Source organism: Micrococcus sp. IITD107, from assembly GCF_041927415.1.
Classification (GTDB): domain Bacteria; phylum Actinomycetota; class Actinomycetes; order Actinomycetales; family Micrococcaceae; genus Citricoccus; species Citricoccus terreus.
The window spans coordinates 1-25,262 of sequence record NZ_JBHFFN010000004.1 but is presented as its reverse complement, the minus strand read 5'-3'; the positions used below and the strand labels follow the sequence as shown (position 1 = coordinate 25,262).

At 69.7% G+C, this 25,262-nt stretch carries 18 protein-coding genes; 11 read left to right on the top strand and 7 right to left on the bottom strand.

The window, feature by feature from the left end; all coding sequences use genetic code 11:
• Nucleotides 1-11: 11 nt before the first annotated feature.
• The 3 genes from ACEXHE_RS08410 to ACEXHE_RS08400 form a co-directional block, all read right to left on the bottom strand.
• A complete protein-coding gene (locus ACEXHE_RS08410) occupies nt 12-1,034 on the bottom strand; it encodes an aminotransferase class IV (RefSeq protein ID WP_374785628.1) in 1,023 nt (340 codons plus the stop codon).
• Between the two features lie 141 nt (nt 1,035-1,175).
• Nucleotides 1,176-2,480, bottom strand: coding sequence for an MFS transporter (locus ACEXHE_RS08405; protein WP_374785467.1), 1,305 nt, complete (start codon nt 2,478-2,480; stop codon nt 1,176-1,178).
• A gap of 583 nt (nt 2,481-3,063) precedes the next feature.
• Nucleotides 3,064-5,931: an MMPL family transporter gene (locus tag ACEXHE_RS08400; RefSeq protein ID WP_374785466.1), complete on the bottom strand. Its 2,868-nt coding sequence runs from the start codon at nt 5,929-5,931 to the stop codon at nt 3,064-3,066.
• 185 nt (nt 5,932-6,116) lie between these two features.
• Here ACEXHE_RS08400 and ACEXHE_RS08395 point away from each other — a divergent pair, with 185 nt between their 5' ends.
• Entirely contained in the window at nt 6,117-6,737 is a 621-nt protein-coding gene (locus ACEXHE_RS08395) for a TetR/AcrR family transcriptional regulator (RefSeq protein ID WP_374785465.1), read from the top strand.
• Nucleotides 6,737-8,236 (top strand): cardiolipin synthase, encoded by a 1,500-nt coding sequence (cls, locus tag ACEXHE_RS08390; protein WP_374785464.1) that lies wholly within the window; start codon nt 6,737-6,739, stop codon nt 8,234-8,236. Before ACEXHE_RS08395 ends, cls begins: the two co-directional genes overlap by 1 nt.
• Before the next feature lie 170 nt (nt 8,237-8,406).
• Here cls and ACEXHE_RS08385 read toward each other — a convergent pair whose 3' ends face one another.
• Nucleotides 8,407-10,563 (bottom strand): chorismate-binding protein, encoded by a 2,157-nt coding sequence (locus ACEXHE_RS08385; RefSeq protein ID WP_374785463.1) that lies wholly within the window; start codon nt 10,561-10,563, stop codon nt 8,407-8,409.
• Nucleotides 10,560-11,135: a MarR family winged helix-turn-helix transcriptional regulator gene (locus ACEXHE_RS08380; RefSeq protein WP_374785462.1), complete on the bottom strand. Its 576-nt coding sequence runs from the start codon at nt 11,133-11,135 to the stop codon at nt 10,560-10,562. Before ACEXHE_RS08380 ends, ACEXHE_RS08385 begins: the two co-directional genes overlap by 4 nt.
• Nucleotides 11,136-11,256: 121 nt before the next feature.
• Between ACEXHE_RS08380 and ACEXHE_RS08375 the strand changes: the two genes are divergently transcribed.
• Complete coding sequence (locus ACEXHE_RS08375) at nt 11,257-13,833, top strand: MMPL family transporter (RefSeq protein ID WP_374785461.1); 2,577 nt, start codon at nt 11,257-11,259, stop codon at nt 13,831-13,833.
• A gap of 199 nt (nt 13,834-14,032) precedes the next feature.
• Here the strand turns inward: ACEXHE_RS08375 and ACEXHE_RS08370 are convergent, their stop codons facing one another.
• Nucleotides 14,033-14,662, bottom strand: a complete 630-nt coding sequence (locus tag ACEXHE_RS08370) for a Dps family protein (RefSeq protein WP_374785460.1) — start codon at nt 14,660-14,662, stop codon at nt 14,033-14,035.
• A 348-nt stretch (nt 14,663-15,010) separates the two neighbouring features.
• On the opposite strand from ACEXHE_RS08370, the gene dnaK reads away from it, so the two are divergent.
• From dnaK to ACEXHE_RS08330, 8 genes are all read left to right on the top strand, one after another.
• Nucleotides 15,011-16,882, top strand: coding sequence for a molecular chaperone DnaK (gene dnaK / locus ACEXHE_RS08365; RefSeq protein ID WP_374785459.1), 1,872 nt, complete (start codon nt 15,011-15,013; stop codon nt 16,880-16,882).
• A 128-nt stretch (nt 16,883-17,010) separates the two neighbouring features.
• Nucleotides 17,011-17,748, top strand: coding sequence for a nucleotide exchange factor GrpE (locus ACEXHE_RS08360; RefSeq protein WP_091695848.1), 738 nt, complete (start codon nt 17,011-17,013; stop codon nt 17,746-17,748).
• Nucleotides 17,749-17,813: 65 nt separating this feature from the next.
• Nucleotides 17,814-18,818 (top strand): DnaJ C-terminal domain-containing protein, encoded by a 1,005-nt coding sequence (locus ACEXHE_RS08355; RefSeq protein ID WP_091695850.1) that lies wholly within the window; start codon nt 17,814-17,816, stop codon nt 18,816-18,818.
• Nucleotides 18,819-18,925: 107 nt separating this feature from the next.
• Entirely contained in the window at nt 18,926-19,378 is a 453-nt protein-coding gene (locus tag ACEXHE_RS08350) for a MerR family transcriptional regulator (RefSeq protein ID WP_374785627.1), read from the top strand.
• Nucleotides 19,379-19,380: 2 nt separating this feature from the next.
• On the top strand, nt 19,381-20,571 hold the full coding sequence (locus ACEXHE_RS08345) for an alpha/beta hydrolase (protein ID WP_374785458.1): 1,191 nt from the start codon (nt 19,381-19,383) through the stop codon (nt 20,569-20,571).
• 95 nt (nt 20,572-20,666) lie between these two features.
• A complete protein-coding gene (locus ACEXHE_RS08340) occupies nt 20,667-21,050 on the top strand; it encodes an ABC transporter permease (protein ID WP_374785457.1) in 384 nt (127 codons plus the stop codon).
• A 140-nt stretch (nt 21,051-21,190) separates the two neighbouring features.
• A complete protein-coding gene (locus ACEXHE_RS08335; protein ID WP_091695857.1) occupies nt 21,191-21,565 on the top strand; it encodes a hypothetical protein in 375 nt (124 codons plus the stop codon).
• Between the two features lie 64 nt (nt 21,566-21,629).
• Complete coding sequence (locus ACEXHE_RS08330; protein ID WP_374785456.1) at nt 21,630-22,919, top strand: aminoglycoside phosphotransferase family protein; 1,290 nt, start codon at nt 21,630-21,632, stop codon at nt 22,917-22,919.
• On the opposite strand, the gene ACEXHE_RS08325 is transcribed toward ACEXHE_RS08330, so the two are convergent.
• Nucleotides 22,824-24,821, bottom strand: coding sequence for a BCCT family transporter (locus ACEXHE_RS08325; protein WP_374785455.1), 1,998 nt, complete (start codon nt 24,819-24,821; stop codon nt 22,824-22,826). The genes ACEXHE_RS08330 and ACEXHE_RS08325 overlap by 96 nt on opposite strands.
• Between the last annotated feature and the right edge of the window lie 441 nt (nt 24,822-25,262).

Here is a 25,262-nt window from a genome sequence, read left to right as displayed (position 1 = left end):
GCGGTCTCCGCTCAGTCCACGGGGCCGTGCGAGCCCGGGTCCAGGTCCTCGGCGAGGAACGCGGAGAGCTGCTCGGTGAGTTCGTGGTCCACGGTCAGCTCCACTCCGTCCAGGTGGGTCACCGGGGCCACGAGTCGGACCGAGGACACCAGCCACAGTCCGTCCGCGTCCATCAGGTCGTCCGGCACCAGCGGCCCGTAGCCCAGCTCCCAGCCGGCGCGCTCGGCCGCGGCGAAGATCACGCCCTGGCTGGTGCCGGGCAGGATGCCGTTGCGCCGCAACGGGGTGATCAGCTCCACGCCTTGGGTGCCGCCCGCTCGCGGCACGCGCCGGGCCATCAGCACGGTGGAGGTGGGGCCCTCCAAAACCTTGCCGTCCGAGGAGGTGAAGATGACATCATCCGCTCCCTGGGACTTGGCGTGACGCATGGCGGCCATGTTCACCGCATAGCTCAGCGTCTTGGCGCCCAGCAACAGCCACGGCGCCCGCTCCTGCACGCCGGACTCATATCCGCGGTCCAGCAGCAGCACCTTCAGTCCGGCGTCACGGGCATGGCTCGAGGCCTCGGACACCGGCGAGACCAGTGCCCAGTAGGTGCCCGTCAGCTGCTCCACCCGCGCGGGACCAGGCGGCGTGCTGGGATCCAGCCCGCCGGCATCGAGCCCTCCTCCATAGTGGCCGCCTCCCGGAGCGGCCTCCGGCCCGCGGGTGGCCACCAGCTTCACGACGGCGGCCCGGCCAGGATTGCCGGCGGCGAAGGCCTCCAACCCCGCGGCGATCCCGTCACGCCAGTCCTGCTCGGACGGGACCGGGATCTGGGTGGCCTCGGCGGAAGCGGCGAGCCGGGCCAGGTGGGCGGCGGACTTGCGCAGGTGGAACCCAGCGCCGTCCTGACCCTGGCCGGGGGTGGCCATCATGGTCTCGAAGATGCCGTCGCCGCGCGTGACGCCCTGGTCGGTCACAGTCAACGCCGGCAGCCGGGGATCCTTGACCTGCGCGGTGACGGCGCCGGACGCCCGGTCAGGGGTGAGCATGACCAGCACGGAGCCGCCCGCCTCCGGCACGAAGGACTGCGTGGTGGGGGCGGTGTGCTCCGTGGGCGCCTGCTGAAGGCGCGGCAGGAGCTGGTCAGGCTGAACGGGCTTGACGAGACGGCGAGAGAACATGGTCTCAGCCTAGTGTTCAGCCGCCCGTGGACGGGACAGGGCCGTGAGGATCAGAACCGCCCCCACCGCGTTGAGTGCAACCCACGCGATCACTGCCGGGGCGCTTCCCGCCTGGTCGGCCAGGAGGCCGCCGCCGATGCTTCCTAGGGGCACCACTCCCATGGACAGGGTCCGCCGAGTGGCTGAGACCCGCCCCATCAGAGCGCCCGGTGTGAGCTCGGCGGCCAGGCCAGCGAGCAGCACGTTGTACGTCACCATCACCATGCCCCACAGGAAGGTGCCGGCACCCAGCCAGAGGACCGCTCGACCTGGATCGGCCAGGGCTACCAGTGTCAGGGCAGCAACGGGAGGCAGCATCAAGACTGACGCTCTGAGCACGGCCGGAACTCCGAGCCGGGTCCCCGAGGGCACTGCCACGAGTGAGCCGGTCAGTCCGCCCAGCGCTCCAGCCGTGACGAGGGCGCCGAAGACCGCGGGCCCCAGGTCCAGCACTCGGAGGATCAGCACCACCTCGATGGCGGAGTAGGAGGCCAGGCCGAGGTTGATGGCCATGACACCCCACGTCGTGCGCCACAGGGGGCGGATCTCACGCAGCGTGGTCCAGCCCTCGCGCGCCTCACCGAAGAAGCGTCTGAATGCACGTGCAGGTGTGGCGGCCTCGTCGCGAGAGTCCTGGTCCGTCTGGTGCATCTGAACCGGCGGGAGAACCGTCAGCTTCAGCACGATGACGGCGCCGAGTGCTATGAAGGCCGTGGACAGGCCCAGGGTGGGGCTTGCGCCCAGGACGGCGACGAGCGCGCCCGCGGCTGCGGGGACCACCAGTCCGATCACCGACTCGGCTGACTGCAGGCGTGCCACCAGGGAAGCGACCGTGTCCGTTCCGACCGCGCGAGGGGCGACGGCGGTCTGCGCGGTCTCGGTCACCACCCCAGCGGTGCCCGCCAGGGCGGCGACCACGTAGAGATGGGGCAAAGACAGCGCATCCAGTAATCCGGCAAGGACCACGGTGGAAAGCAACCCGGCACGCGTGAGACCGGCGCTCAGGATCAGACGAGTGGTGGGAGAGCGGTCGACCAGGACGCCGATGGGAATGCCGAGCACCAGGAAGGCCAGCGTTCCCAGGGCATTGAGCAGGCCCATCTGGGCCGCGGTGGCCCCCAAGATGGTGACGGCCAAGACGTCCAGAGCCAGATCCGCACCCTGGCGTCCTGACGCATCGACGGCATTGGAGAGGAGCAACGGCAGGCCGCGACGTGGTCGATTGCCAGGTTCGTCGGGCGCGCGGGGGACAGGGGCGGATGGAAAGGAAGACATGAGTCACCTCAGGACAGCTGTGGACGGAATCAGAGCATGTCGACGCTGACCCGTGCACATCGGCGTGCAGGGCCGTGGGGCGTCAGATGACTCAGTTGGAGTCGCTGCGGGCTCTGAAGAACACGTCCTGGTCCTGAGGTGGAGGAGATGCGCTGGGCAGTCGGTCGATGTCGTCGACCTGCACTGAGCCTAGCGGCTGCGCCGGAGCCAGGGGATCAGGGCCGCGGCAGCGCAGCCCACCCAGGGCCGCGTGGTGGCCGGAGTGCCCATAGCGGCACCCACCACGCCGGCGAGCAGTGCCCTGATCGGCATGATCCCGACGACCAGGGTCCGTTGAACGCCCAGGACGGTGGCGAGTATCTGCGGTGTGCGGTGGGCAGAGGCTCGGGAATCGGTCAGGCGCTGGAGGTGACCCGGCAGTCCGCCTGGGAGCGCTTCACCAAAGACCAGTCCGGGAGCTGACCGGCCGGAACGTTCCGGACAGCAGAGCGGGCCGACGGTGGATCACCGTCGGCCCGCTCTGTGTCTTGAGTTGGTCAGCGCTTCAGCTGGACAGCTGCCCAGCGTGCTCCCACCGCCAGGGTCAGTGGGCGGCGTGGCGTCCGGACGGGGCCGGCTGCTCGGCCGCCGTGTCCGCACCCTCGTGGTCGCCCACGTGCTCGAAGCTGTGGCTGCGCTCCAGGGCCGAGCCCTCCACGTCCACGTTCGGCATGATCTTGTCCAGCCACTTCGGCAGCCACCAGGCGGCATCGCCGAAGAGGTGCATCAGGGCCGGCATCAGCAGCAGGCGGACCAGGAAGGCGTCCACCAGCACGCCGAACGCCAGGCCGAAGCCGATCGGACGGATCATCGCCGACTCGGCGAAGATGAACCCGCCGAACACGGAGATCATGATGATCGCCGCCGCCGTGACCACGGACCGTCCTGCGTGCAGGCCCTCCACCACGGCCACGCGTGCCCGGGAGCCGTGCGCATACGCCTCCCGCATCCCGGAGGCCACGAACAGCTGATAGTCCATGGCCAGGCCGAACAGCACGCCGATCATGATGGTGGGCAGGAAGGACAGGATCGCGCCCGGGTCGTGCACCCCGAACACGTCCGAGAGCCAGCCCCACTGGTAGATGGCCACCACGCCGCCCATGGCGGCGAACACCGAGAGGATGAACCCGCCGGTGGCGATCACCGGCACCAGGATGGAGCGAAACACCAGGACCATGATGATCAGGGACAGCCCGACGACGACCCCCAGGTAGAGCGGCAGGGCATCGGAGAGCTTGTCCGAGACGTCGATGAACCCGGAGGTCATGCCGGCCACGGACAGGTTGGAGGCCTCGCCGGCGGCGTCGGTGCCGCGCAGGGTCTTGACCAGGTCCTCGGTGGAGACGGCGTTGGGGCCCTCTTCCGGAATCACCTGGAACATCATCACGGACTGGTCCTCGTTGACGGCGGCAGGCACGGCGGAGACCACGTGGTCCATGCTGGCCAGCTGCTCGCCCACGGCGATCTGCTGGTCCATGACCTCGCCCTCGTCGAGACCGGAGGGCAGGTCTGCGGTGACCACGAGCGGACCGTTGCGGCCCTCGCCGAACTCCTCGCCGATGGTCATGTAGGACTGGTGCGCGGCGGACTCCACCGGCTCCGAGCCGCCGTCCGGCAGGCCCAGGCGCATGGAGAAGAACGGGATGGCCAGCACCACGAGGATGCCGATCGCCAGCACCGAGGTCAGCACTGCACGGGCGGTGGACATCGGCTGACGGGAGGCCGGCTTCGAACCGGACTCATCCCGCACCGAAGCGGCAGCGGAGCGGCCGGCATCGGTGGCCAGGGTGGCGGACCCGGCGGACTCGCGACCAGCCTGCTCCTGCTGACGCAGTCCACGCTCCACCAGCTCGGCCTCCTCGGCCGTGGCCGCCGCACCTGCACCGGTGAGGGCACCGGAGGCCTGGGTGGAGCGGGAGGCGAGGGAGCCGTCGTCGGGAAGACCTGCCTGCGGATGTGCCGCGGCCAGGGCCGAGCGCTCCTTCCGGCTCAGCACACGGTGCCCGGCCAGGCCCAGCAGGGCCGGGGTCAGCGTGGTGGCGATCAGCACGGCCACGGCCACGCAGACCGCGCCCACGGTGCCCATCAGGCCCAGGAACGGGATGCCGGTGACGTTCAGGGCGGCCAGCGCGATGATCACCGTCAGGCCCGCGAACACCACGGCATTGCCGGAGGTGCCGTTGGCCAGGCCGATCGACTCGTGCAGGGGCATGCCGTCCTTGAGCTGGCGGCGGTGGCGGTTGATGATGAACAGCGCGTAGTCGATGCCCACGGCCAGGCCGAGCATGATGCCCAGCACCGGGGTCACGGAGAGCATCTCCACCACGCCGGAGAACGCCAGGGTGGCGGTGGCGCCGATGCCCACGCCGATCAGCGCGGTCAGAATCGGCAGGCCGGCGGCCACGAAGGTGCCCAGCATGATCAGCAGCACGATGCCGGCCACGACCAGCCCGATCACCTCGGCTGGGCCCACGATGCTCGGGATGCTCTGGGACAGGCCCTGCGTGGGCAGCACCTCCACGCCCTCGATCTCGGCCCCGTTCAGGGTGTCCACCACTGCAGTCTGGTCAGCGGCGTCCACGTCCAGCATGGGGGTGGTGAAGACGATGGTCCCGACGGCGGCGCTTCCGTCCTCGGAGACGCTGCGGAAGTCCTCGGTAAGGGTCAACAGCGACTCGCCGCGCTCCAAGTCCTGCGTGCCGGACTCGGCCTCGGCCACGCCCTGCTCGAACTCGGCCTTCTGCTCCTCCAACTGAGCGCGCCCCTGCTCGAGCTGCGCACGTCCCTGGTCCAGCTGGGCCTGCTGTGCGTCGAGCTGCTGCTGCTGGGCATTGAGCTGACCCAGCATGGCAGCAGGTGCTCCGGCGGCCTCGGCCTGGGCGCGAGCTTCGTCGAGCTGCGCCTGACCGGCGTCCAGCTGCTCCTGGCCGGAGTTCAACTGGTCCTCGGAGGCCTGGAGCTGCTCCTCGGCCTCGGCGATCTGGGCCCGGCCGTCCTCGATCTGGGCCTGACCGTCCGCCAGTTGGGCCTTGCCGTCCTCCAGCTCCTGGCGCTGGTCCTCGATCATCTGGTCGGTGGCGAAGGGGTCCACCACCGAGTCCACACCGGAGAGGCCCTCCACCTCAGTGAGCAGATCAGCGATCTCGGTGCGCTGGTCCTGCGTGAGCTCGCCGCCGGACTCGCTGCGGAACACCACCTGGCCGGAGCCGTTGGCCGCCTCCGGGAACTCCTTCTGCAGGCGGTCGGTCACCTCCGTGGTGGGGGTGCCCGGGATGGTGATGGACGTGGTCAGCGTGCCGGAGAACGCCAGGAAGGCGCCCACCGACAGGGCCAGTGCCACGATCCACGCGACGATCGCGGCCCACGGCTTCTTTGAGGATGAGAAGCCGAGGCGATAGAGCAGTTCGGCCATGAGCAGGCCACTCCTTCGGGTCCGGGGAGGATGGTGAGGGAAAGTTCAGGTGAGGTCGACAGAGACGGCGACGGAGCCGCCGTCGTACCTGCGCCCTGATCTATAGTAGACGCAACGTCTCGTATTCAAAATGCGCCCTGGGTCACACTCGTCTCCCCGGGCAGACCTGTCTGAAGGAGCCTTCGGTGAGCGCTGAGCAGAGCCCGGACCCCGCTGAGGAGCCCGCGCGCCGCGGACGGCCGCGCAGTGAGGCCTCACGACTGAAGGTGCTCACCGCTGCCGCGCGGCTGATGGTGGAGGGCGGATTCGAGCACCTCACCGTGGAGGGGATCGCCGCTGAGGCCGGAGTGGCCAAGCAGACCGTCTACCGCTGGTGGGGCTCCAAGGCCGATGTGGTGGTGGAGGCGATCGCCGACGGACACCTGCCCACGCCCGTGGAGGGACCTGAGGACACGGGGGACCTGCGTGCCGATGTGCGGGCCTGGCTCGAGCAGATCTTCGGCGCCGTGGAGCTCGGGGACACCTCACGACTCGTCCGGGCCCTGCTGGCGGCCCTGGCCTCCGCCTCGGAGACCGCCGCGGCCATCAACGCCGCGCTGATCGAACCCATCCAGGAGGGGCTGCGCGAGCGGTTCGTGCTCGAGGCGCAGCGCCGGCCCGGTGCCCTGCCCTCGGATCCCGGCTTCCTGGCGGACACCGTGGGGGCCAGCGTGCTGCTGCACATCATGCTCGGCGACCCGCTGGAGCAGCGGTGGATGCACCAGCTGCTGGATCTGGTGGCGCCGCAGACCAGTAGGCTGGACTGATGCTCTGGCCCCTCGCCGAGTTCGGCAACTTCCCGCAGTGGATCACCATCCTGATGTGGATCGCCGACGTGGCCATCCGTCTGCTGCTGCTGGGCATCGTCCCCGGCAACCGGCGCCCCGCCACAGCCATGGCCTGGCTGCTCATCATCTTCTTCCTGCCCCTGCCCGGGCTGGTGCTGTTCCTGTTGGTCGGCTCCTTCCGCCTGGGCGGGCAGCGCCGGTCCCGGCAGGAAGCCGTCAACGAGGAGCTGCGCGAGGCCACCGAGCACCTTGAGCTTCCCAACGAGGTGGGCCACGCCCCGGAGTACGTGCGCTCGGCCGCCGCGCTGACCCGTCACCTCACCGGGTTCCCCATGCTGGACGGCAGCCACTTCGAGTTCCTCACGGACTACCGCCAGTCGCTGCACCGGATGGCCCAGGACATCGACGGCGCCCAGAAGTACGTCAACCTGATCTTCTACATCTTCTCCGAGGACCCCAAGGACCGGCAGGGCTACGTCTCCGAGGTACTCCAGGCCCTGGAGCGCGCGCAGGCTCGCGGAGTGAAGGTGCGGGTGCTGTTTGACCACATCGCCACGTTGCGCGTCACCGGGTACTTCTCGCTCAAACGGCGCCTGCGCGAGGCCGGGATCGAGTTCCATGTGACCATGCCGGTGCGGCCGCTGCGGGGTCAGTACCAGCGCCCTGACCTGCGCAACCACCGCAAGATCCTGGTGATCGACGGGGAGATCGGCTACACCGGCTCGCAGAACTTGATCGAGCCCGGGTACAAGCGCCGCTCCGCGCACGCCATGGGACGCGAGTGGGTGGACCTGATGGCCCGGGTGACCGGCGTGACCGTCACCTCCCTGGACGTGGTGTTCGCCACCGACTGGTTCGCCGAGACCGGGCGCCACCTGCTCGGAGAGCTGCGCATGCCCACGGACGAGGAGTACCGGCGCACCGAGGGCACGATCGCCCAGGTCATCCCCTCCGGCCCCGGATTCGTCACCGAGAACAACCTGCGCCTGTTCAACCACCTCTTCTACGCCGCCAAGCACCGCCTCACCGTGGTCAGCCCCTACCTGGTCCCGGACGACTCCATGCTCTACGCGATCACCACGGCGGCGCAGCGGGGCGTGGAGGTGGAGCTGTTCGTGTGCCGCAAGGCCGATCAGTTCATGGTGCAGCACGCCCAGCAGTCCTACTATGAGGCTCTGCTGCGCTCCGGCGTGCGGATCCACCGCTACCCGGACCCGGATGTGCTGCACTCCAAGCTGTTCACCGTGGACGACGACGTGGCCGTGTTCGGCTCCTCCAACATGGACATGCGCTCGTTCTCGTTGAACATGGAAGTCTCGGTCATGCTGGTGGGTGCCGAGTCCGTGGACGCACTCACCGAGGTGGTGGAGCAGTACCGGCAGGTCTCCGAGGAGCTCACCCTGGACGAGTGGCTGGCCCGGCCCCGCTCGCACCGCTGGCTGGACAACGTGTTCCGGCTGACCTCCGCCCTGCAGTAGGTGCAGGGTGAAGCGTGTAGGGGTTGGTGGGGGTTGGTGAGCCTCGGAGCGGACGGTTCTCGGCTCCTCACCCCCTTCTCGGGACATCTGGAGGTGTTCGCGGGGGTCAGCGTGTCCCGGGAAGGGGGTGGATGCACTGATCAGCCCCGATCTGTCCGGGTTGGCTCAGATCACTCCGGGAAGTCGGACCCCAGCACGCCCAGCACGCCGCGGGCCTTGGTGCGCACCTCGTCCCACTCCTCCTCCGGGACCGAGTCCGAGGTGATCGCCCCGCCGACCCCGAGCGAGAGCCGGGTGGCCGGTTCCCCGCCGTCCGGGTTCCCGCCCCTGTCCTCACGTCCCACCCCGTGCACCACCACCAACGTGCGGATCAGCACGTTCAGGTCGGCCGCCCCGTCCGCAGACAGGTACCCCGCCACGCCGGAGTAGACACCGCGCGGTCCCGACTCCAGCTCCTCGAGGATGTCCATGGTGGAGATCTTCGGTGCCCCGGTCATCGAGCCGGGCGGGAACGCGGCAGCGACGGCGTCGGCGCGCGGCACCCCGGGCTGCAGCCGGGCAGTCACCGTGGACACCATCTGGTGCACGGTGGGGTAGGACTCGATGGCGCACAGTCGCGTGGTGGCCAGGGTCCCGGGCACGGCGAACCGGGAGAGGTCGTTGCGGGCCAGATCCGTGATCATGATGTTCTCGGCGCGGTCCTTCACGGACTCGGCCAGCTCCCGCGCCAGCGCCGCATCCGTCTCCGGGTCCGCCCCGCGCGGCCGGGTGCCCTTGATCGGCTCGGTCACCAGGGTCCCATCCGCCCCGATCCGCAGGAACCGCTCCGGGCTGCTCGAGACCACCTCGGCGTCCAGCCCGTCGGCCCCAGCACCGGTCACACCCGAGCCCTCCAGCCGCACGCGTGCGTACAGCGTGAACGGCGCCGGGTTCGCCGCCACCAGCCGGCGGTACACCGACCACCCGTCGAACCTCACATCACCGAACAGCTCGGCCTGCAGCTGCGTGGTCAAACACACCTCATAGGAGTTGCCCTGCCGGATCTGCTCCTGCGCCGCGCGCACCGTCCCCAGGTAGCTCGCGCGCTCGTCGCGCAGTCGGAACATGGGCCCGGCGATCTTCTCACCCTCCGCAGTGCTCGGCTCCACCTCCGTCCCGACGACGGCCAGCACCTTCTCCGCCCAGGCCTCGCCTGCGCGGTCCTCGGCAGACCAGAACAGACAGACGGTGCCGGTGCGGTGGTCCAGCACCCCGCCGCGATCCGGCTGGAAGAACAGCGCGTCCGGCAGATCGCGTGCGGCACGGCCGGTGGCGGCCCCGTCCGGGGAACCGGTCTCGCGTTTGACCTCATGGCCCATCCAGCCCAGCCAGCCCGGCTGGAAGGGGACGCCCGTGGGGGAGGAAGCGGCGTCGTCGGGAATCCGGGGCGTGGGCCAGGCCGAGGCCAGCCAGCTGAAGAAGCCCTGCTCGCGGCGGACGGTGACCGCGCCCTGGCGCACCGTGGTCGCGCCGTCCCGGTGCTGCATCACCGGGCCCGCCGAGGCCGAACCCAGCCCGAAGATCGAATGCCCGCTGCGGTGCGGATCCGGGGTGACGGCGTGGTCGGAACTCTCCAGCAGCACGGCCAGCTCGGCGTCCGGCCCGCCCGCGGCGGCGAAGAGCTCCTGGACGGTGGTGGACGAGCCCTCGAGATGCACTGTGCGCCAGGAGTGCCGGCGCTGCGGTGAGCCGGGCACCAGGCGCAGTGCGGGCTCCCACGCGGGCAGCAGCCGCAGCGCCTCCAGCACCTGTGCGGCGGCGGGAGGGGCGTGCGGGGTCTGCTCACCGACCCGCAGGATCAGTTCAGCCTCCTCGGCCACCGGGTCCTGCGCCAGGTAGGCCCGCTCCTGCCGCGCCCACTGCTCCCAGTGCCGCTCGAAGGTCTCCCCGTCCCGGTCCAGCGCCCGGCGCCGGCGCTCGGTCTGGTCCAGCTCCACCCACACCACGGTGTCCAGCAGGGTGCGGGCGCTCCGGTTCCCGGCGCCCACGCCTTCGATGATCACGACGTCGGCCGGTTCGGTGCTGGCGGCACGGCCCGGCTGGTCGGTGGTCCAGTCCCACCACCTCCAGTGTGCGGTGCGGCCCTGGGCGAGGGGCTCGAGGATGAGGTCGGCGAGCTCCTCGACGGTGTGGGACAGCCCGTCCCAGCCGGGGTAGATCGAGTCCAGATGGAACACCGAGATGCTGAGATGGGGACGCAGCAGGGCGGCCAGTTCCAGGGCCAGGGAGGTCTTGCCCGCGCCGGAGCGTCCGTCGATGCCCAGCAGCATCGGGAGGGGCCGGTTCACCGGGTGCTCGGCTCCGCGCGGGGCGGTTCGGTCCCGCGGATCTGCTCTTCGGCGTCCAGCATGCCGGCGGTGGCGGCTTCCAGGACGGCTGCGGCGGTCTGCATCTCCTGCTCGGTGAACTCGGAGAGGTGGCGCATCAGGTGCTGGGCCAACGGGGCGAAGATGGCCCGGCCGTCCTGGGTGGCCGAGTCGGTGTGCCGGACCAGCACCCGGCGGCGGTCCGTGCTGGAGCGCTCGCGTTCGGCATGGCCATTGGCCACCAGGCGGTCCACGAGCGCGGTGGTGGAGGCCGAGGTCAGGTGCAGGAGCCGGGCCAGGTCCGTGGGGGTGGTCTCCAGTCCCTCGGCGTGACGCTGCATCAGCACCGTGAGCGCTCGCAGATCGGTGCGGTGATGGCCGCCCACGCTGCCGGCCATGTCCGTGGCGCGGTCGGCGGACTCGGAATAGCGGCGCAGGGCCTGGATCAGCCGGAACGCGCTGACGTCGCGCGGGGACGGGGCTGCGGCAGACGGTGGGCCCTGGGGGGCATGGGGGGCATGGGGGGCAGGGTGAACGGCGCTCTCGCGGGTCACTGCGCCTCCTTCTGCCGTGGGTCAACGGCTGATTCTACTGCTCAGCCTGTGGCGGAGACGGTGAGGGATCTCTCCGACGGAACTATCTCGATCATCGAGGGATTACCGTAGGATGTCCAGCATGACCCCACCCTCCTCTGGTTCTGGGCGCCATCGCGCCCCTGGCGATCCCTCCACTCCGGACAGCGGCATCCCGGAGACCTCCGGCTCCAGCGTGGCCACCGCCGACGCTGACCGCAGCGCCCGCAACGACTCTGGCGCCGGCACATCCTCCGGAACCTCCCGACCCCAGCGTGGGCGAGGCATCGCGCTCCGGGTGGTGGCCGCCGTCGTGCTGGTGCTGGCCTGGCTGGCCGGCTCCGCTGTGGGCGGACCGACCTTCGGCAACCTCAGCGAGGTCTCCTCCAATGACCAGTCCACCTTCCTGCCGGCCTCTGCCGAGTCCACGCAGGCCGGGGACTGGGTGAGCAGGTTCACCGAGTCCGAGCAGATCCCCGCGATCGTGGTGGCCCGCGCCGCCGACGGGCAGACGCTGGCCGAGGACGATGACGCCGTCACCGAGCAGCTCTCCGCCTTCGGTGAGGAGCTGACCGGCGTGGAGGGCGTGGACCAGCTGATCGGCCCGCAGGTCTCTGAAGACGAGCAGGCCGTGGAGTACATCCTGCTGCTGGACGCCGAGAACGCCTCCCCGGAGGACACGGTCGAGTCCCTGCGTGAGGTGGTGACCGCCTCCGCCGGCGACGTGGCCGCGCTGGACGCCGAGTCCGTGCACGTGGCCGGACCTGCAGGCCTGGCCGCCGACCTCGCCGGGGCGTTCGCCGGGATCGACGGCATCCTGCTAATCGTGGCCCTGTCCGTGGTGTTCGTGATCCTGGTGCTGGTCTACCGCTCCGCGCTGCTGCCCATCCTGGTGCTGCTGAACTCGGTGGGCGCGCTCTGCGTGGCCGTGCTGGTGGTCTACTGGATGGCCAAGTGGGAGTGGATCGCGCTCAACGGTCAGTCCCAGGGCATCCTGTCCATCCTGGTGATCGGCGCCGCCACGGACTACTCGCTGCTGATGGTGGCGCGGTACCGCGAGGAGCTCATGGTCCGCGAGGGCGTCTGGGATGCTCTGCGCCATGCCTGGAAGGGCTCGTTCGAGGCGATCACCGCCTCGGCGGCCACCGTGGCGGTCGCCCTGCTGTGCCTGCTCTTCTCCGACCTGAACTCGAACCGTTCGCTCGGCCCGATCGCCGCGACCGGGATCGTGCTGGCCTGGCTGTCCTCGCTGACCTTCCTGCCCGCACTGCTCTACGTGGCGCGCCGCGCGGCGTTCTGGCCCTCTATCCCGCGTCCGGGCAAGTCCCGCACCAAGAAGGGCAAGACCTACACCCAGCCCGAGTTCGCCGACGGCCGGAAGATCGCCGGACTGGAGCAGGACCACGGCGTGTGGACCAAGATCGGCGCGCTGGTGGCTCGCCGGCCCCGCGCCGTCTGGACCATCACCGCCGCCGTGCTGCTGGCCGGCGCGGTGGGCATCACGCAGCTGCAGGCCAGCGGCGTGGCCCAGACCGATGTGCTGCTGGGCGAGTCCGACGCCAAGTCCGGACAGGAGCTGATCGCCGAGCACTTCGACGCCGGCACCGGTGCCCCCGCCACGGTGGTCGCCCCCGCTGAGCGTGCCGACGAAGTCCTGGCCGCGGTCGAGGAGACCGACGGCGTGGCCAGCGCCTACCTGACCGCCGAGGGCGGTGCCCCCGCCGGCACCCCGGACCCGAAGGCGATCGAGCAGCTGCAGGAGGAGGCGCGTGCCGCCGCCGAGGCCGGCCAGGGCGCTCCCGCCGAGGGTGCCGGACCTCCTGCCGGGGTGACCGGTGGAGACGGTGGGGCTCCTGCGGAAGGTGCCGGGCCGCCGTCGGGAATCTCCATGGAGGACATCCCCACCCTGGAGCCCCAGGAGGTGGACGGCAAGGTCTACCTGCAGGCCACGCTGGAGGACCAGGCCGACTCCGCCGAGGCCGAGCAGACCGTGGTGGAGCTGCGTCAGACCCTGCACGGGATCGACGACTCCATCCTGGTGGGCGGCACCACCGCCACCGCGCTGGACTCCAACACCACCGCCCAGGCCGATCTGCGCCTGATCATCCCGCTCGTGCTCCTGGTGGTGCTGGGCATCCTGATGATCCTGCTGCGCTCGGTGCTCGCCCCGGTGCTGCTGGTGCTGGCCACCGTGGTCAGCTTCGGCACCGCCATGGGCATCTCCGCCCTGGTGTTCAACCACCTGTTCCAGTTCCCGGGGGCGGATCCGTCCGTGCCGCTGTACGGGTTCGTGTTCCTGGTGGCGCTGGGCGTGGACTACACCATCTTCCTGATGACGCGCGCCCGCCAGGAGGCCGTGCAGATCGGCACCCGCCCGGGCGTGCTGCACGCGCTGACGGTGACCGGCGGGGTGATCACCTCGGCGGGGATCGTGCTGGCGGCGACCTTCGCGGCGCTGGCCGTGATCCCGCTGATGTTCATGCTGCAGCTGGCGTTCATCGTGGCCTTCGGCGTGCTGCTGGACACCTTCCTGGTGCGCTCGCTGGTGGTCCCGGCGCTGACCTACGACATCGGACCGAAGGTCTGGTGGCCCTCCAAGCTCTCGCGTGCGGAGGAGCCGCGGCAGTTCGCCAGTGAGGACTTGGACGCCGAGCAGCGCCGCGAGCTGCAGAACGTCTGAGTCCGAGCTGAGGTGGGCTGAGTTGAGCGAATTGTCACGAAGCTGTCGCTCTGAGGCGCCCTGAGCGCCATCATTCCGACAGCTTCGCGACAATCGAGCGCCCTCGGGCACGGCACAGGCCCGGTACGACGACGGCCCCCCACCTTTCGCAGGAAAGGTGAGGGGCCGTCGTCGTGACGGTGGCGCAGCGGAGGAGGCGTCAGGCCTTCTTGGCGGCGGCCTTGCTGGCCGCGCCCAGCTCGGTGCTGGCCTCGCCGGTGGCCAGGGTGCCGTCGGCGTCGGTGAGGAAGGAGCGCATGAACCACTGGAACAGCTCCAGCTCGGCGACCTGGCCGATCAGCATGTCCTCGGACACCGGGTCCAGCTCGCCGACCTCCTCGATGGCGTCCCGGTGGTCGGAGACCACGCCGTCGTAGACCTGGTCCAGGGCGGCCAGGTGCTCCTGGGTGCCGGCGCGGCCCAGGGAATAGTCATCCCAGGTGCGGTCGGCCACGATCGAGCCCGGAGTGCCCTGGGGGGAGACTCCTAGGGTGGCGATGCGCTCGGCCACCACGTCCACGAACCCGCGCACGACCTCGATCTGGGGGTCCAGCATCTCGTGGACACCGATGAAGGAGCGGCCCACCACGTTCCAGTGGGCGTGCTTGAGGGTCAGCTGCAGGTCGTTCAGGGCGTGCAGGCGCTCCTGGAGGATGTCAGCCACGTGGTGACCGTCCTTCAGGTCCAGCCCGGGCACCGTGTAGTTGGCCGGCTTGCTGGTGGTGACGGCGGACTTGCGTGCGGTCGACTTCTTCGTCGTCGTGGAGCTCTTGGTCTTCTTGGCTGCCATGGATGACACCTTCCTGCTCGTCTGAGGTCCGCCCGGAGGTCCGGGGCGGAACAGGGCACGCCGGGGTGGACGTGCCGTTGCCCTCATCCAAGCACCGGGGGTCCCTCAGGGCCAGCGTTGTTCGCCACTGGCGTTCGCCGTGCGCGAGCAGTTCGAGCGCGGATCCCCGGGCCCGGGAATGAATCCGCGGGATGCCCGGTTGTACCCGGTGAACGAAGTTGAGTCCGCGCCACTCAAGTCTGATTGACAGCGGCGGGGCGGACGTGGCACCTTGAGTGTCGAACGCTCAAGGGCGTGACTGGCTTCGTACCAGCAACAGACCTGTAGTCCTGATGAAAGGAACCGCGCATGTCCCGTGCAGTGGGAATCGACCTCGGTACCACCAACTCCGTCGTCTCCGTCCTGGAGGGCGGCGAGCCGGTGGTCATCGCCAACGCTGAAGGCTCCCGCACCACCCCGTCGGTGGTCGCCTTCTCCAAGTCCGGAGAGGTCCTGGTCGGCGAGATCGCCAAGCGCCAGGCCGTGAACAACCCGGAGCGCACCCTGGCTTCCGTCAAGCGCCACATGGGCACGGACTGGAAGGTGGAGATCGATGGGAAGGAGTACACCGCTCAGGAGATCTCCGCCCGTACCCTGATGAAGCTCAAGCACGACGCCGAGGACTACCTGGGCGAGAAGGTCACCGACGCGGTGATCACCGTGCCCGCGTACTTCAACGACGCCGAGCGCCAGGCCACCAAGGAGGCCGGTGAGATCGCCGGTCTGAACGTGATGCGCATCATCAACGAGCCCACCGCGGCCGCTCTGGCCTACGGCCTGGAGAAGGGCAAGGAGGACGAGCTCATCCTGGTCTTCGACCTCGGTGGCGGCACGTTCGACGTCTCCCTGCTCGAGGTGGGCAAGGACGAGGACGCCTTCTCCACCATCCAGGTCCGCGCCACTGCCGGTGACAACCGCCTGGGCGGCGACGACTGGGACCAGCGGATCGTGGACTGGCTGCTCCAGCAGGCCAAGTCCAAGGGCGCTGACCTCTCCAAGGACAAGATCGCCCTGCAGCGTCTGAAGGAGGCTGCCGAGCAGGCCAAGAAGGAGCTGTCCTCCGCGACCTCCACCAACATCTCCCTGCAGTACCTCTCCGTCACCGCGGAGGGCCCGGTGCACCTGGACGAGCACCTGTCTCGCGCCAAGTTCCAGGAGATGACCAACGACCTGCTCGAGCGCACCCGCAAGCCGTTCCAGGACGTCATCAAGGAGGCCGGTGTCAGCGTCTCCGAGATTGACCACGTGGTCCTGGTGGGCGGTTCCACCCGTATGCCGGCCGTGGCCGAGCTGGTCAAGGAGCTGGCCGGCAAGGAGCCGAACAAGGGCGTGAACCCGGATGAGGTCGTGGCCGTGGGTGCTGCTCTGCAGGCCGGTGTCCTCAAGGGCGAGCGCAAGGATGTGCTGCTGATCGACGTCACCCCGCTGTCCCTGGGCATCGAGACCAAGGGTGGTGTGATGACCAAGCTGATCGAGCGCAACACGGCCATCCCCACCAAGCGGTCCGAGACCTTCACCACCGCTGAGGACAACCAGCCCTCGGTGTCCATCCAGGTCTTCCAGGGCGAGCGCGAGTTCACCCGGGACAACAAGCCGCTGGGGACCTTCGAGCTGACCGGCATCGCTCCGGCTCCGCGCGGCATGCCGCAGGTCGAGGTCACCTTCGACATCGACGCCAACGGCATCGTGCACGTCTCCGCCAAGGACAAGGGCACCGGTGTGGAGCAGTCCATGACCATCACCGGCGGCACCTCGCTCTCGGATGAGGACATCGACCGCATGGTCAAGGACGCCGAGGCTCACGCCGAGGAGGACAAGAAGCGCCGCGAGGCCGCCGAGCAGCGCAACGCCGCCGAGCAGTCCGCCTACTCCGTGGACAAGCTGCTCAAGGACAACGCGGACAAGCTGGACGACTCGGTCAAGACCGAGGTCCAGGCCGACGTCGACGCCCTGAAGGCCGCCCTGGAGAAGCAGGACAACGACGACGAGGTCCAGGCCGCGTTCGAGAAGCTGCAGACCTCCCAGGTCAAGATCGGCGAGGCCCTGTACGCCTCCCAGGCGGCTGACGCCGGTGCAGAGGGCGCTGACCAGGCCAGCGCATCAGGTGCGGATGCCTCCGCCGACGAGGACATCGTGGACGCCGAGGTCGTGGACGAGGAGGAGCCCGGGGACAAGAAGTGACCCCGATGCTCCACCGCATCTGACCGGTTCCGGGCCGGCCGGTCCTGCCCTGACGGCAGGGTCGGCCGGCCTCGGAGCACCGGTCCACACCCCGTCCGCACCCACCACACAGACCAGGAGTGAGACACATGCCGCATCACGGCAACGAGGACGAGCACCAGAACGAGCAGGAGCCGGTGAGCTTCCAAGACAAACGCCGGATCGACCCGGACACCGGCAAAGTGCGCGACGGCGGCACCGCACCGTCCACAGACCAGGGCACCGAGGGGTCCCCGCAGGACGCGAAGGGCGCAGAGTCCGCCGGCGCAGCTGACCAGGGCGAGGACGCCGTGTCACAGGCCGAGCAGATCCTGCGTGACGCCGCCGACGCTGAAGGGCTCTCCGAGGAGGAGGCCGCCCTGGCCGGGACGGTCAGCGACGCTGAGGCTGGCGCCGGCTCCGCCCGCGAGGAGGAGCTGCGCACCGACCTGCGGCGCCTGCAGGCCGAGTTCGTGAACTACAAGCGCCGCGTGGACCGGGACCGCAACGTCGCCAGGGACACCGCCATCCAGTCCATGCTGACCGCGCTGCTGCCGGTCCTGGACGATCTGGACGCCGCCCGGGCCGCCGGTGACCTCACCGAGGGACCCATGGCCTCGATCGCGGCCAAGCTGGACCAGATCCTGGCCGGTTTCGGCCTGGAGCGACAGGACCAGGAGTCCCTGGCCGGGCAGGAGTTCAACCCCGCCCAGCACGAGGCCATGCTGCGTCAGCCCAGCGAGGAGGTCCCCGCCGAGCACATCGTGCAGGTCTTCCGCAACGGCTACGTACGGGGCGAGCGTGTGCTGCGCGCCGCCCAGGTGATGGTCTCCGCCGGCAAGGGCTGACCATCAGCCGCCCCTGCAGCAGCACAGCAGACAGCAAACGTCAGAGGTAACAGGAAGGAGGCGCCATGGCCTCGCAGGACTGGGTGGACAAGGACTTCTACGCCACCCTGGGTGTCTCCAAGGACGCCTCGGAAGCCGACATCAAGAAGGCCTACCGCAAGCTGGCCCGCAAGTACCATCCGGACCAGAACCCCGGTGACGCCGCAGCGGAGAAGAAGTTCAAGGAGATCACCGAGGCCAATGCGGTGCTCTCCGACCCGGAGGACCGTCAGCAGTACGACGCCATCCGAGCGATGGGCTCAGGTGCCCGCTTCCAGGCACCCGGCGGCGCCGGGGCTGGTGCAGGCTCCGGAGGCGGTGGCTTCGAGGACATCTTCGGCGGGCTGTTCAACCCCGGCGGCGGTGGTGGCCGTGGCCGGACCAGCTATTCCACGAACGATCTGCCCCCGGAGTTCGCCGATCTGTTCGGCGGCGGTTTCGGTGGGGGAGGCGGTTTCGGCGGCGGCCGGAGCGGTTACGGTGCACCCACCAAGGGCGCAGATCGCACCGCCACCACCACCATCTCCTTCGCCGGTGCCATACGCGGGACCACAGTCTCGCTGCGTGAACCGGACGGGGATGTCATCGAGGTCCGAGTCCCGGCCGGGATCAAGGATGGCCAGAAGGTCCGGGCCAAGGGCAAGGGCGCTCCCGGATCGGCCGGGCCGGGCGATCTGCTCGTCACGGTCAAGGTCAAGGATCACCCATTCTTCCATCGAGAGGGCATGAACCTGCGCATCCACGTGCCGGTCACGTTCGATGAGGCTGCACTGGGCGCCACCGTGGAGGTCCCCACCCTGGACGGGAACGTCAAGGTCAAGGTCCCCGCGGGAACCGGTTCCGGCAAGGTTCTGCGGGTGAAGGGCCGCGGGGTGAAGACCGCCAAGGAGACCGGTGACCTGCTGGTCGAGCTGGAGATCGCTGTTCCCTCGAGCCTGTCCGACGATGCTCGCGCCGCCGTGGAGGCCTACGCCGCCGCCTCGGCCGGTCACAACCCGAGGGCAGGACTGGCGGACAAGGCCCGGCTGTGACCCCCCTGCCCGACCCCAGCACCCGCTCGTCCCGCGGTCGTCGTGACCGCCGGGGCGAGTGGAGTGCGCCCATCTACGTCATCTCGGTGGCCGCCGAGCTGGCGGACATGCACCCCCAGACCCTGCGCCAGTACGACCGTCTGGGCCTGGTGGTCCCGCAGCGTCAGGGCGGCCGCCAGCGCCGCTACTCCCGCCAGGACGTGGACCAGCTGCGCACCATCCAGCGCCTGAGCCGGGACGGGGTATCCCTGGAGGGGATCCGCCGGATCGTCCAGCTCGAGCGTGAGGTCGAGCAACTCCGGGGCACCATCACCGAGCTGGCTGGCCAGATCCAGGCCTTCCACACCTACGCCCGCTACGAGCGGGTCTTCACCGCCGGCGCCGCGGGAGACGTCACCACCACCTTCGGCTCCCGGAACAGGACCCAGCCCGACGACGGGACGCGGGCACGCAGGACATCACCGGTCCGGCGGTGGCCGGCTGCCGCGCTGACCGCGGGCACCTCACCGCTGGGCGTGGCCGGGCGTCGCTCCCGCCGGACTGCCGACGGACAGGACTGACCGTGCCCTCCGGGCAGTCGGCAGGGCACTCGACTCCTCAGGGCACCGAACAGCGCCACCCCGGCTGGGCCGCGCGGCTGCGCGAGCGTGCCGCAGAGACCGCGATCGGCCTCAAGGATCGGCTCAGCCCCGTGGTCGGGGTGGCTGCTGATGCCGTCATGGTCTCCGTCAACGGTGCTGTCAGCGGGGTGATCGGAGCCGCGCACGCCGTGGCCGAGCACCTGCCAGGCGCACCCTCCTCCCCGCACGTGGAGCAGGTCTCCCGCCGGGACATCTGGGATCGCCAGGAGCGAGCGGCCACGCTGGCCCGGCTCCGTGAGGACATGGACCGCCGCGAGGAGCTGGGACCCCGGCAGAAGTCCGCGCTGGACGGGATCGTCCATGCCCTGCGCCGGGACTCGATGGACCGGTCCTATCCCGAACGCATCCTGCTGGCCTATGACCTGGGAACCGCCACCCGCCCGCCCACGGCCGTGGTCGCCGTCGGGAATCCTGACCAGGCCAGCCACATCACCTGGCAGGTCTCAGGGATGGGCGTGTTCGTGCACACCGCCATGTGGGGGACCGCGCGGGAGGCCGCACAGCTGTGCGTCTCTCAGCGCGAGGCCGGGGCGCCGAGTCCGTGCGTGGTGACCTGGCTGGGCTATGCGCCGCCGGGGCCGTGGGGCGTGCTCTCCGGTGCCGCTGCGCTGCAGGGTGGTGCCCGTCTGGCTCAGCACCTGCACGGCTGGTTCGACGCCGTGGGGCGGGGCTGTCTGCCGCAGGCTCACACCGCGGTGGAGTCGCACTCCTACGGGACGCTGGTGGCCGCGCGGGGGCTGCAGATCCTGAACCGGGGGATCCCGCCACGCCAGGTGGATGCCCTGGTGGTCTCTGGCCCGGTGGGCCTGCCGCGGGACCTGGCTGAGGACCCGGAGGCCATGGGTCTGCCGGCGGAGAAGGTGTTCTTCGCACTCTCCGACACCGACTGGCTCTCGGCAATCGGCTTCCGGCTGTCCGGGCGCAAGCCGTGGAAGCACTACACCCGTCTGCCCGTGCTGGCCGACGAGGCCCTGAACCTGGCCGGCGTGGTGGGGCACAACACCTCCCGGCACCTGCCTGAGGGCGGGTTCCTGCACCGCGGCCACGGCTACCGGGACCCGGGCTCGGCCTCCCTCTACCGGATCGCCCGGGCGACCACCGGGCTGGTCTGACAGGCGCGGGTCTGTCCGAGCTTCCTGAGCCACTCCAACGTGTCGATGAGGTCGGCGAGCTCCAGGACAACCTGGCCACGCTCCAGACGGTCTTCGTGGGAGGGGCCATCACCTCGTTGGCCGTATCTGCCTTGGGGCTGCTGAACATCGGGCTCGCCTCACTCGCTGAACGCGAACGCGAGCTGGTCATCCGGCGAGCACTGGGTGCCCGTCGCATCCACACGTTCGTCCAGGTGATCGGTTCGTCGCCGATCCTGGCCGTGTGGGTGGCCGCCGTGGCCACAGCCATCTGCTTGGCGGCCATCTACTGGGGTGTGCCGCACTGGTTGCCTGAGCACTCGCCGGTGACCGCCCCGTCCGTACCCTGGGAGGCACTTGTGGTCGGCTTGGCGGCATCTGCCGCCACCACCGTCCTCGGGTCAGTGTTCCCCGCGTGGAAGGCCACCAGACTGCCCGTGGCCGACGCCCTGCGTCAGTGACACTGGCAGCCAGAATCGGCGGGTGCGCTGGGATCAGCGGAAGATGAGAAGGCCCTCATCCTGGTCTCACGGACAGCTCACCTCCGACTGGTGAAGTAGGGGTCATCAGAAGAACACCAGCGGCCATGAGGAGCAGGACAATGACGACGACGAAGAGCACCAAGTGGATCGTGACCGGCGCGGTGGGCCTGCTGGCCCTGGGCGGTTTCGGAGTCGCGGCGTCGGCCGACAGCGTCCAGCAGCCGAGCACCCTGTCCGCCTCGGTCTCCGCTCCCGCTGCGAGCCCGACTGCCAGTCCCGCAGCCGTGAAGGCCACTCAGCAGAGCACAGTCCAGACCGTCTCGGCCACTTCGGCGCCCACCGCAGTGTCCGTGGTTTCCGCCAAGTCGGTTGTCTCTCCCGTGACTCCCGTGTCCACGCAGAGCCCCATCAGCCCGAAGTCGCCGGTCTCAGCCACGAGCCCGGCCAGCCCGGCGTCCGCGGCCTCCGCACCGTCGGCTCCCTCGGCTGACTGACCCCCACCCCATCGACCCCCGGTGCCCGGTGACGCTGGGGGTCGAACTTTGATGGAGTGAACTCATGAGCAACCCCCTCGAACTGCTGACCGGACCAGAGGCCGCGACGTTGCTGAAGACGGCGCTGACGGGACTACCCGGCGGTGCTGTCCCCGGGTTCCGCTGCGTGGTGGACCAGGTGCATGACCGCCCCGGTGCCGAGACGTCCGTGGGGTACGACGTCCACTACGGGCTGCCGGGACAGGAAGAGCAGGACTACCTGGTGGCCACCACCGCACAGGTGCCTTCAGCTGCAGAGGTGCAGGCCGGAGAGACCACCGTGCGGGTCTGGCGCCACCCGTCGGACCCCCTGCTGACAGGGCTGGCCGAGGCCTGCACCGCGGGGGTGATCAGCAGCTGGCTGCCCACGCCGCCCGATCCGCAGGCGCTCGCCGGGGAGCACGCCGAGACCACCGAGATGCTCGTCTACCGCCCCCTGAGACGGGCTGTCCTGCGCACCCGGCAGGCCGGCGAGACCTTCTTCACCAAAGTGGTCCGCCCTGACCGCGCCGAGGCGCTGTTCCGGCGTCATGAGCTGCTCTCTGGCCTGGGCCCGGACGTGGTGGCCACCCCCGTCCCGGGAGTCCTGGTCACCGCCGAGGTCCCCGGGGAGACCCTGGCCGTGGCGCTTGCCGCCTGGCAGCTCGGGGAGACCGACGTCCGCCCGAACCCGGCCGATGCCCTGGCCCTCTTGGACCGGCTGCCCACCGAGGCACTCGAGTTCCCCGCCCGGCCTTCCTGGACGGACCGGGTGGACCTGCACGGTGCGAGTGCGGCCACCACGCTGCCCCAGTGCGCCGAGGAGATCCGTGCGATCGCCCAGGAGATCCAGGACCTGGCCGAGCGGCTGCCAGTGGGCCCGCTCGTCCCCACCCACGGAGACTTCTACGAGGCCAATGTGTTCTGTGCGGACGGGCGTCCCCAGCGGCTGATCGATGTAGACACCGTGGGTCCCGGCCGCCGGGAGGACGACCTGGCATGCATGGTGGCTCACCTGGCCGTGCTTCAGGACTTTCTCCCCGCAGCACTACCCCCGCGGGGCCGAGGTGGCCGACACCTGGGCACAGGCCTTCGAACAGACCGTGCACCCGGGTGCCTTCCGCACCCGGGTGGCCGGTGTCCTGCTCAGCCTGGTCTCCGGTGCCGAACCGGCGACGGCGTTGGCCCGCCTGGACCTGGCTCGATCCTGGACCTGGCGAGCCCGCCAGGCCGCCTGACCTCAGGCCCGCGGGGCCTGATCCCCGGGCACACGCCCGGGTGCGACGTCTGCGGGACCGGACCGGCCGTCGTCGGGAAATGCCTGGTCTGTCTCTGACGACTCCGCGCCGGACTCGGTGTCCGGGGTCCAACCGTCCGCGTAGGTGCCGGTCTCATAGTCATAGTCGACCGGCTGGCCCTCCTCGTCGGTGCGCTGGTACCACTCCGTGACCTCCTCCGCGGTGGAGTCGAAGTCCGCGCCGGCGCCACGACCCTCAGGGGCCTGCTGGACGGCGAGCTCGAAGTCGTCCCCGTGCTTCTCGATGCCGCGGCGGACCGCGTTCTGCACGGCGGACTCGGCGTAGTCATTGCGGATCGCGGCCGGGTCGGTGCGCAGGTCCTTCAGGAACGCCACCGCCATCAGCAGCAGGATGATGGCGAAGGGCAGGGCGATCAGGATGGTCAGGTTCTGCAGTCCGGTGAGCGCGGTCTCGCCGCCGGTCAGCAGCATCACCACGGCGATGCCCATCATGCACAGACCCCAGAAGACCACCACGAGCTTCTTCGGGGAGGGATCGCCCTTGGAGGACAGAGTGCCCATGACCACGGAGGCGGAGTCGGCGGAGGTGATGAAGAAGATGGAGAGCACCACGATCACCACGAACGGGGTGAACTGGGCCAGCGGCAGGTTCTCGAACACCGTGAACAGCAGCGACTCAGCGGTGGCCTCGCCCTCGGTGCCGGGCACGCCCTGACGGTTCATCCAGATCGCGGCGCCGCCCAGCACGGTGAAGGCGAAGATCAGGATGGCGGTGGGGACGGCCATGACCACCAGCACGAACTCGCGCAGGGTGCGGCCGCGGGAGATGCGGGCCAGGAAGATGCCCACGAACGGGGTCCAGGCGATCCACCAGGCCCAGTAGAACGCGGTCCACCAGGACTGGAACTCCACGGTCCCGGCACCCCAGGACAGGGACTTGCCCATCATCGAGAAGAACTCGTCCGCGTACTCCATCACGCCGGAGGGGATCAGGTTCAACAGGAACAGGGTGGGTCCGGCGATGAACACGAACAGGATCAGGCCCAGGGTCAGCACGATGTTCGTGGTGGAGAGGTACCGGATGCCGCGGGCCACACCGGAGACCGCGCTGATGATGAACGCCGCGGTGAGGATGGCCAGGATGATGATCAGGCCCCGGTTGCCCAGCGGTCCGGCGTCGGAGATGATCTCCACGCCCTGACCGATCTGGATGGCGGCCAGGCCCAGGGAGGCGGCGGTGCCGAACAGGGTGGCGATGATGGCGAAGATGTCCACCAGGCGACCGGCGAAGCCCTCGGTCTGGCGCTGGCCGAACAGGGTGCGGAACACCGAGCTGAGCAGCGGGACGCGGCCACGACGGTAGGAGGCGTACGCGATCGAGCCGCCGACCAGGGCGTACATGGCCCAGGCGTGCAGACCCCAGTGGTAGTGCGACTGCGCCATCGCCATGTGCAGCGCCGGCGTGGAGCCGGCCTCCACGGTGTGCGGCGGGGGAGAGAGGTAGTGCGAGAGCGGCTCGGAGGGTCCGAAGAAGAAGATGCCCACGCCGATGCCCGCACCGAACATCATGGCCACCCAGGAGAACCGGGAGAACTCGGGCTGTTCGTCGTCCTTGCCCAGACGGATCCGTCCGAACCGGCTGAAGCCGATGTAGACCATCACGCCCAGGGACACGATCGCCGCCGCGTTGAGCAGCCAGCCCATGTTGGTCATCGCCCAGCCGAACGCCGTGGAGGAGACCTCACCGACGGAGGCCGGGTTGGACACGCCCCACGTCACGAACGCGACGATCAGCACGGCGGTGATGCCGAAGACGATCTTGTCCAGGCCGAAGCGGTGCCGGGACTCCTCCACGCTGATGCCCGGGACCAGGCCGGGGTGGATGTCATGCGGGTATTCGGGCGTGCTCTGAGTGGCTGCCGTCGAGCCCTGCGGCGAGCTCTCGGTGGACTCGGTGCGGGATGCAGGAGTGGAGGACACGAGGTCCCTTCCGGTGAGGTCCCGGCCCGGTGTTCATCCGCCTCAGGGCGCGCGCACACGGCCCGGACGGGCTGGTGGTGGGTGGTTCAACGGTCCAGTATTCCCAGTTCCGGGGGCCAGGGCAAAGCCTGAGGCCGGTTCCGTGGCCATTCTCACGGGGTTGCGGGGTGGGGGAGGCCACAGATTCCCGACGACGGCCGGCTGGGTTCCAGCGCGGGTGGGGGTGATGGGTGGGGGCGGCTGGGGATGCGCCGGGCTGCAGGGTGCCCTGTCCTGCACAGGTGACCGGTTGGATGTTCTTCTCCCCGTTCCCGTGATGTGGTCCTTATCGTGTCCGTGCCGCGTGGTCGAATACATGTACGAGGACGGCGGGGTTCTTGGGAGATCGGCAGTGAGTCACCGGGGAGGAGGTGGATCGGATGGCAGTCACCGTGGACGAGA

Bases quoted from the DNA above. Each gene is read 5' to 3' on its own strand.
- ACEXHE_RS08360 (WP_091695848.1), top strand. From the start codon at position 17,011: ATGCCGCATCACGGCAACGAGGACGAGCACCAGAACGAGCAGGAGCCG.
- cls (WP_374785464.1), top strand. From the start codon at position 6,737: ATGCTCTGGCCCCTCGCCGAGTTCGGCAACTTCCCGCAGTGGATCACC.
- ACEXHE_RS08410 (WP_374785628.1), bottom strand. From the start codon at position 1,034: ATGCTCACCCCTGACCGGGCGTCCGGCGCCGTCACCGCGCAGGTCAAG.
- ACEXHE_RS08355 (WP_091695850.1), top strand. From the start codon at position 17,814: ATGGCCTCGCAGGACTGGGTGGACAAGGACTTCTACGCCACCCTGGGT.
- ACEXHE_RS08330 (WP_374785456.1), top strand. From the start codon at position 21,630: ATGAGCAACCCCCTCGAACTGCTGACCGGACCAGAGGCCGCGACGTTG.
- dnaK (WP_374785459.1), top strand. From the start codon at position 15,011: ATGTCCCGTGCAGTGGGAATCGACCTCGGTACCACCAACTCCGTCGTC.
- ACEXHE_RS08335 (WP_091695857.1), top strand. From the start codon at position 21,191: ATGACGACGACGAAGAGCACCAAGTGGATCGTGACCGGCGCGGTGGGC.
- ACEXHE_RS08370 (WP_374785460.1), bottom strand. From the start codon at position 14,662: ATGGCAGCCAAGAAGACCAAGAGCTCCACGACGACGAAGAAGTCGACC.
- ACEXHE_RS08375 (WP_374785461.1), top strand. From the start codon at position 11,257: ATGACCCCACCCTCCTCTGGTTCTGGGCGCCATCGCGCCCCTGGCGAT.
- ACEXHE_RS08405 (WP_374785467.1), bottom strand. From the start codon at position 2,480: ATGTCTTCCTTTCCATCCGCCCCTGTCCCCCGCGCGCCCGACGAACCT.
- ACEXHE_RS08400 (WP_374785466.1), bottom strand. From the start codon at position 5,931: ATGGCCGAACTGCTCTATCGCCTCGGCTTCTCATCCTCAAAGAAGCCG.
- ACEXHE_RS08350 (WP_374785627.1), top strand. From the start codon at position 18,926: ATGCACCCCCAGACCCTGCGCCAGTACGACCGTCTGGGCCTGGTGGTC.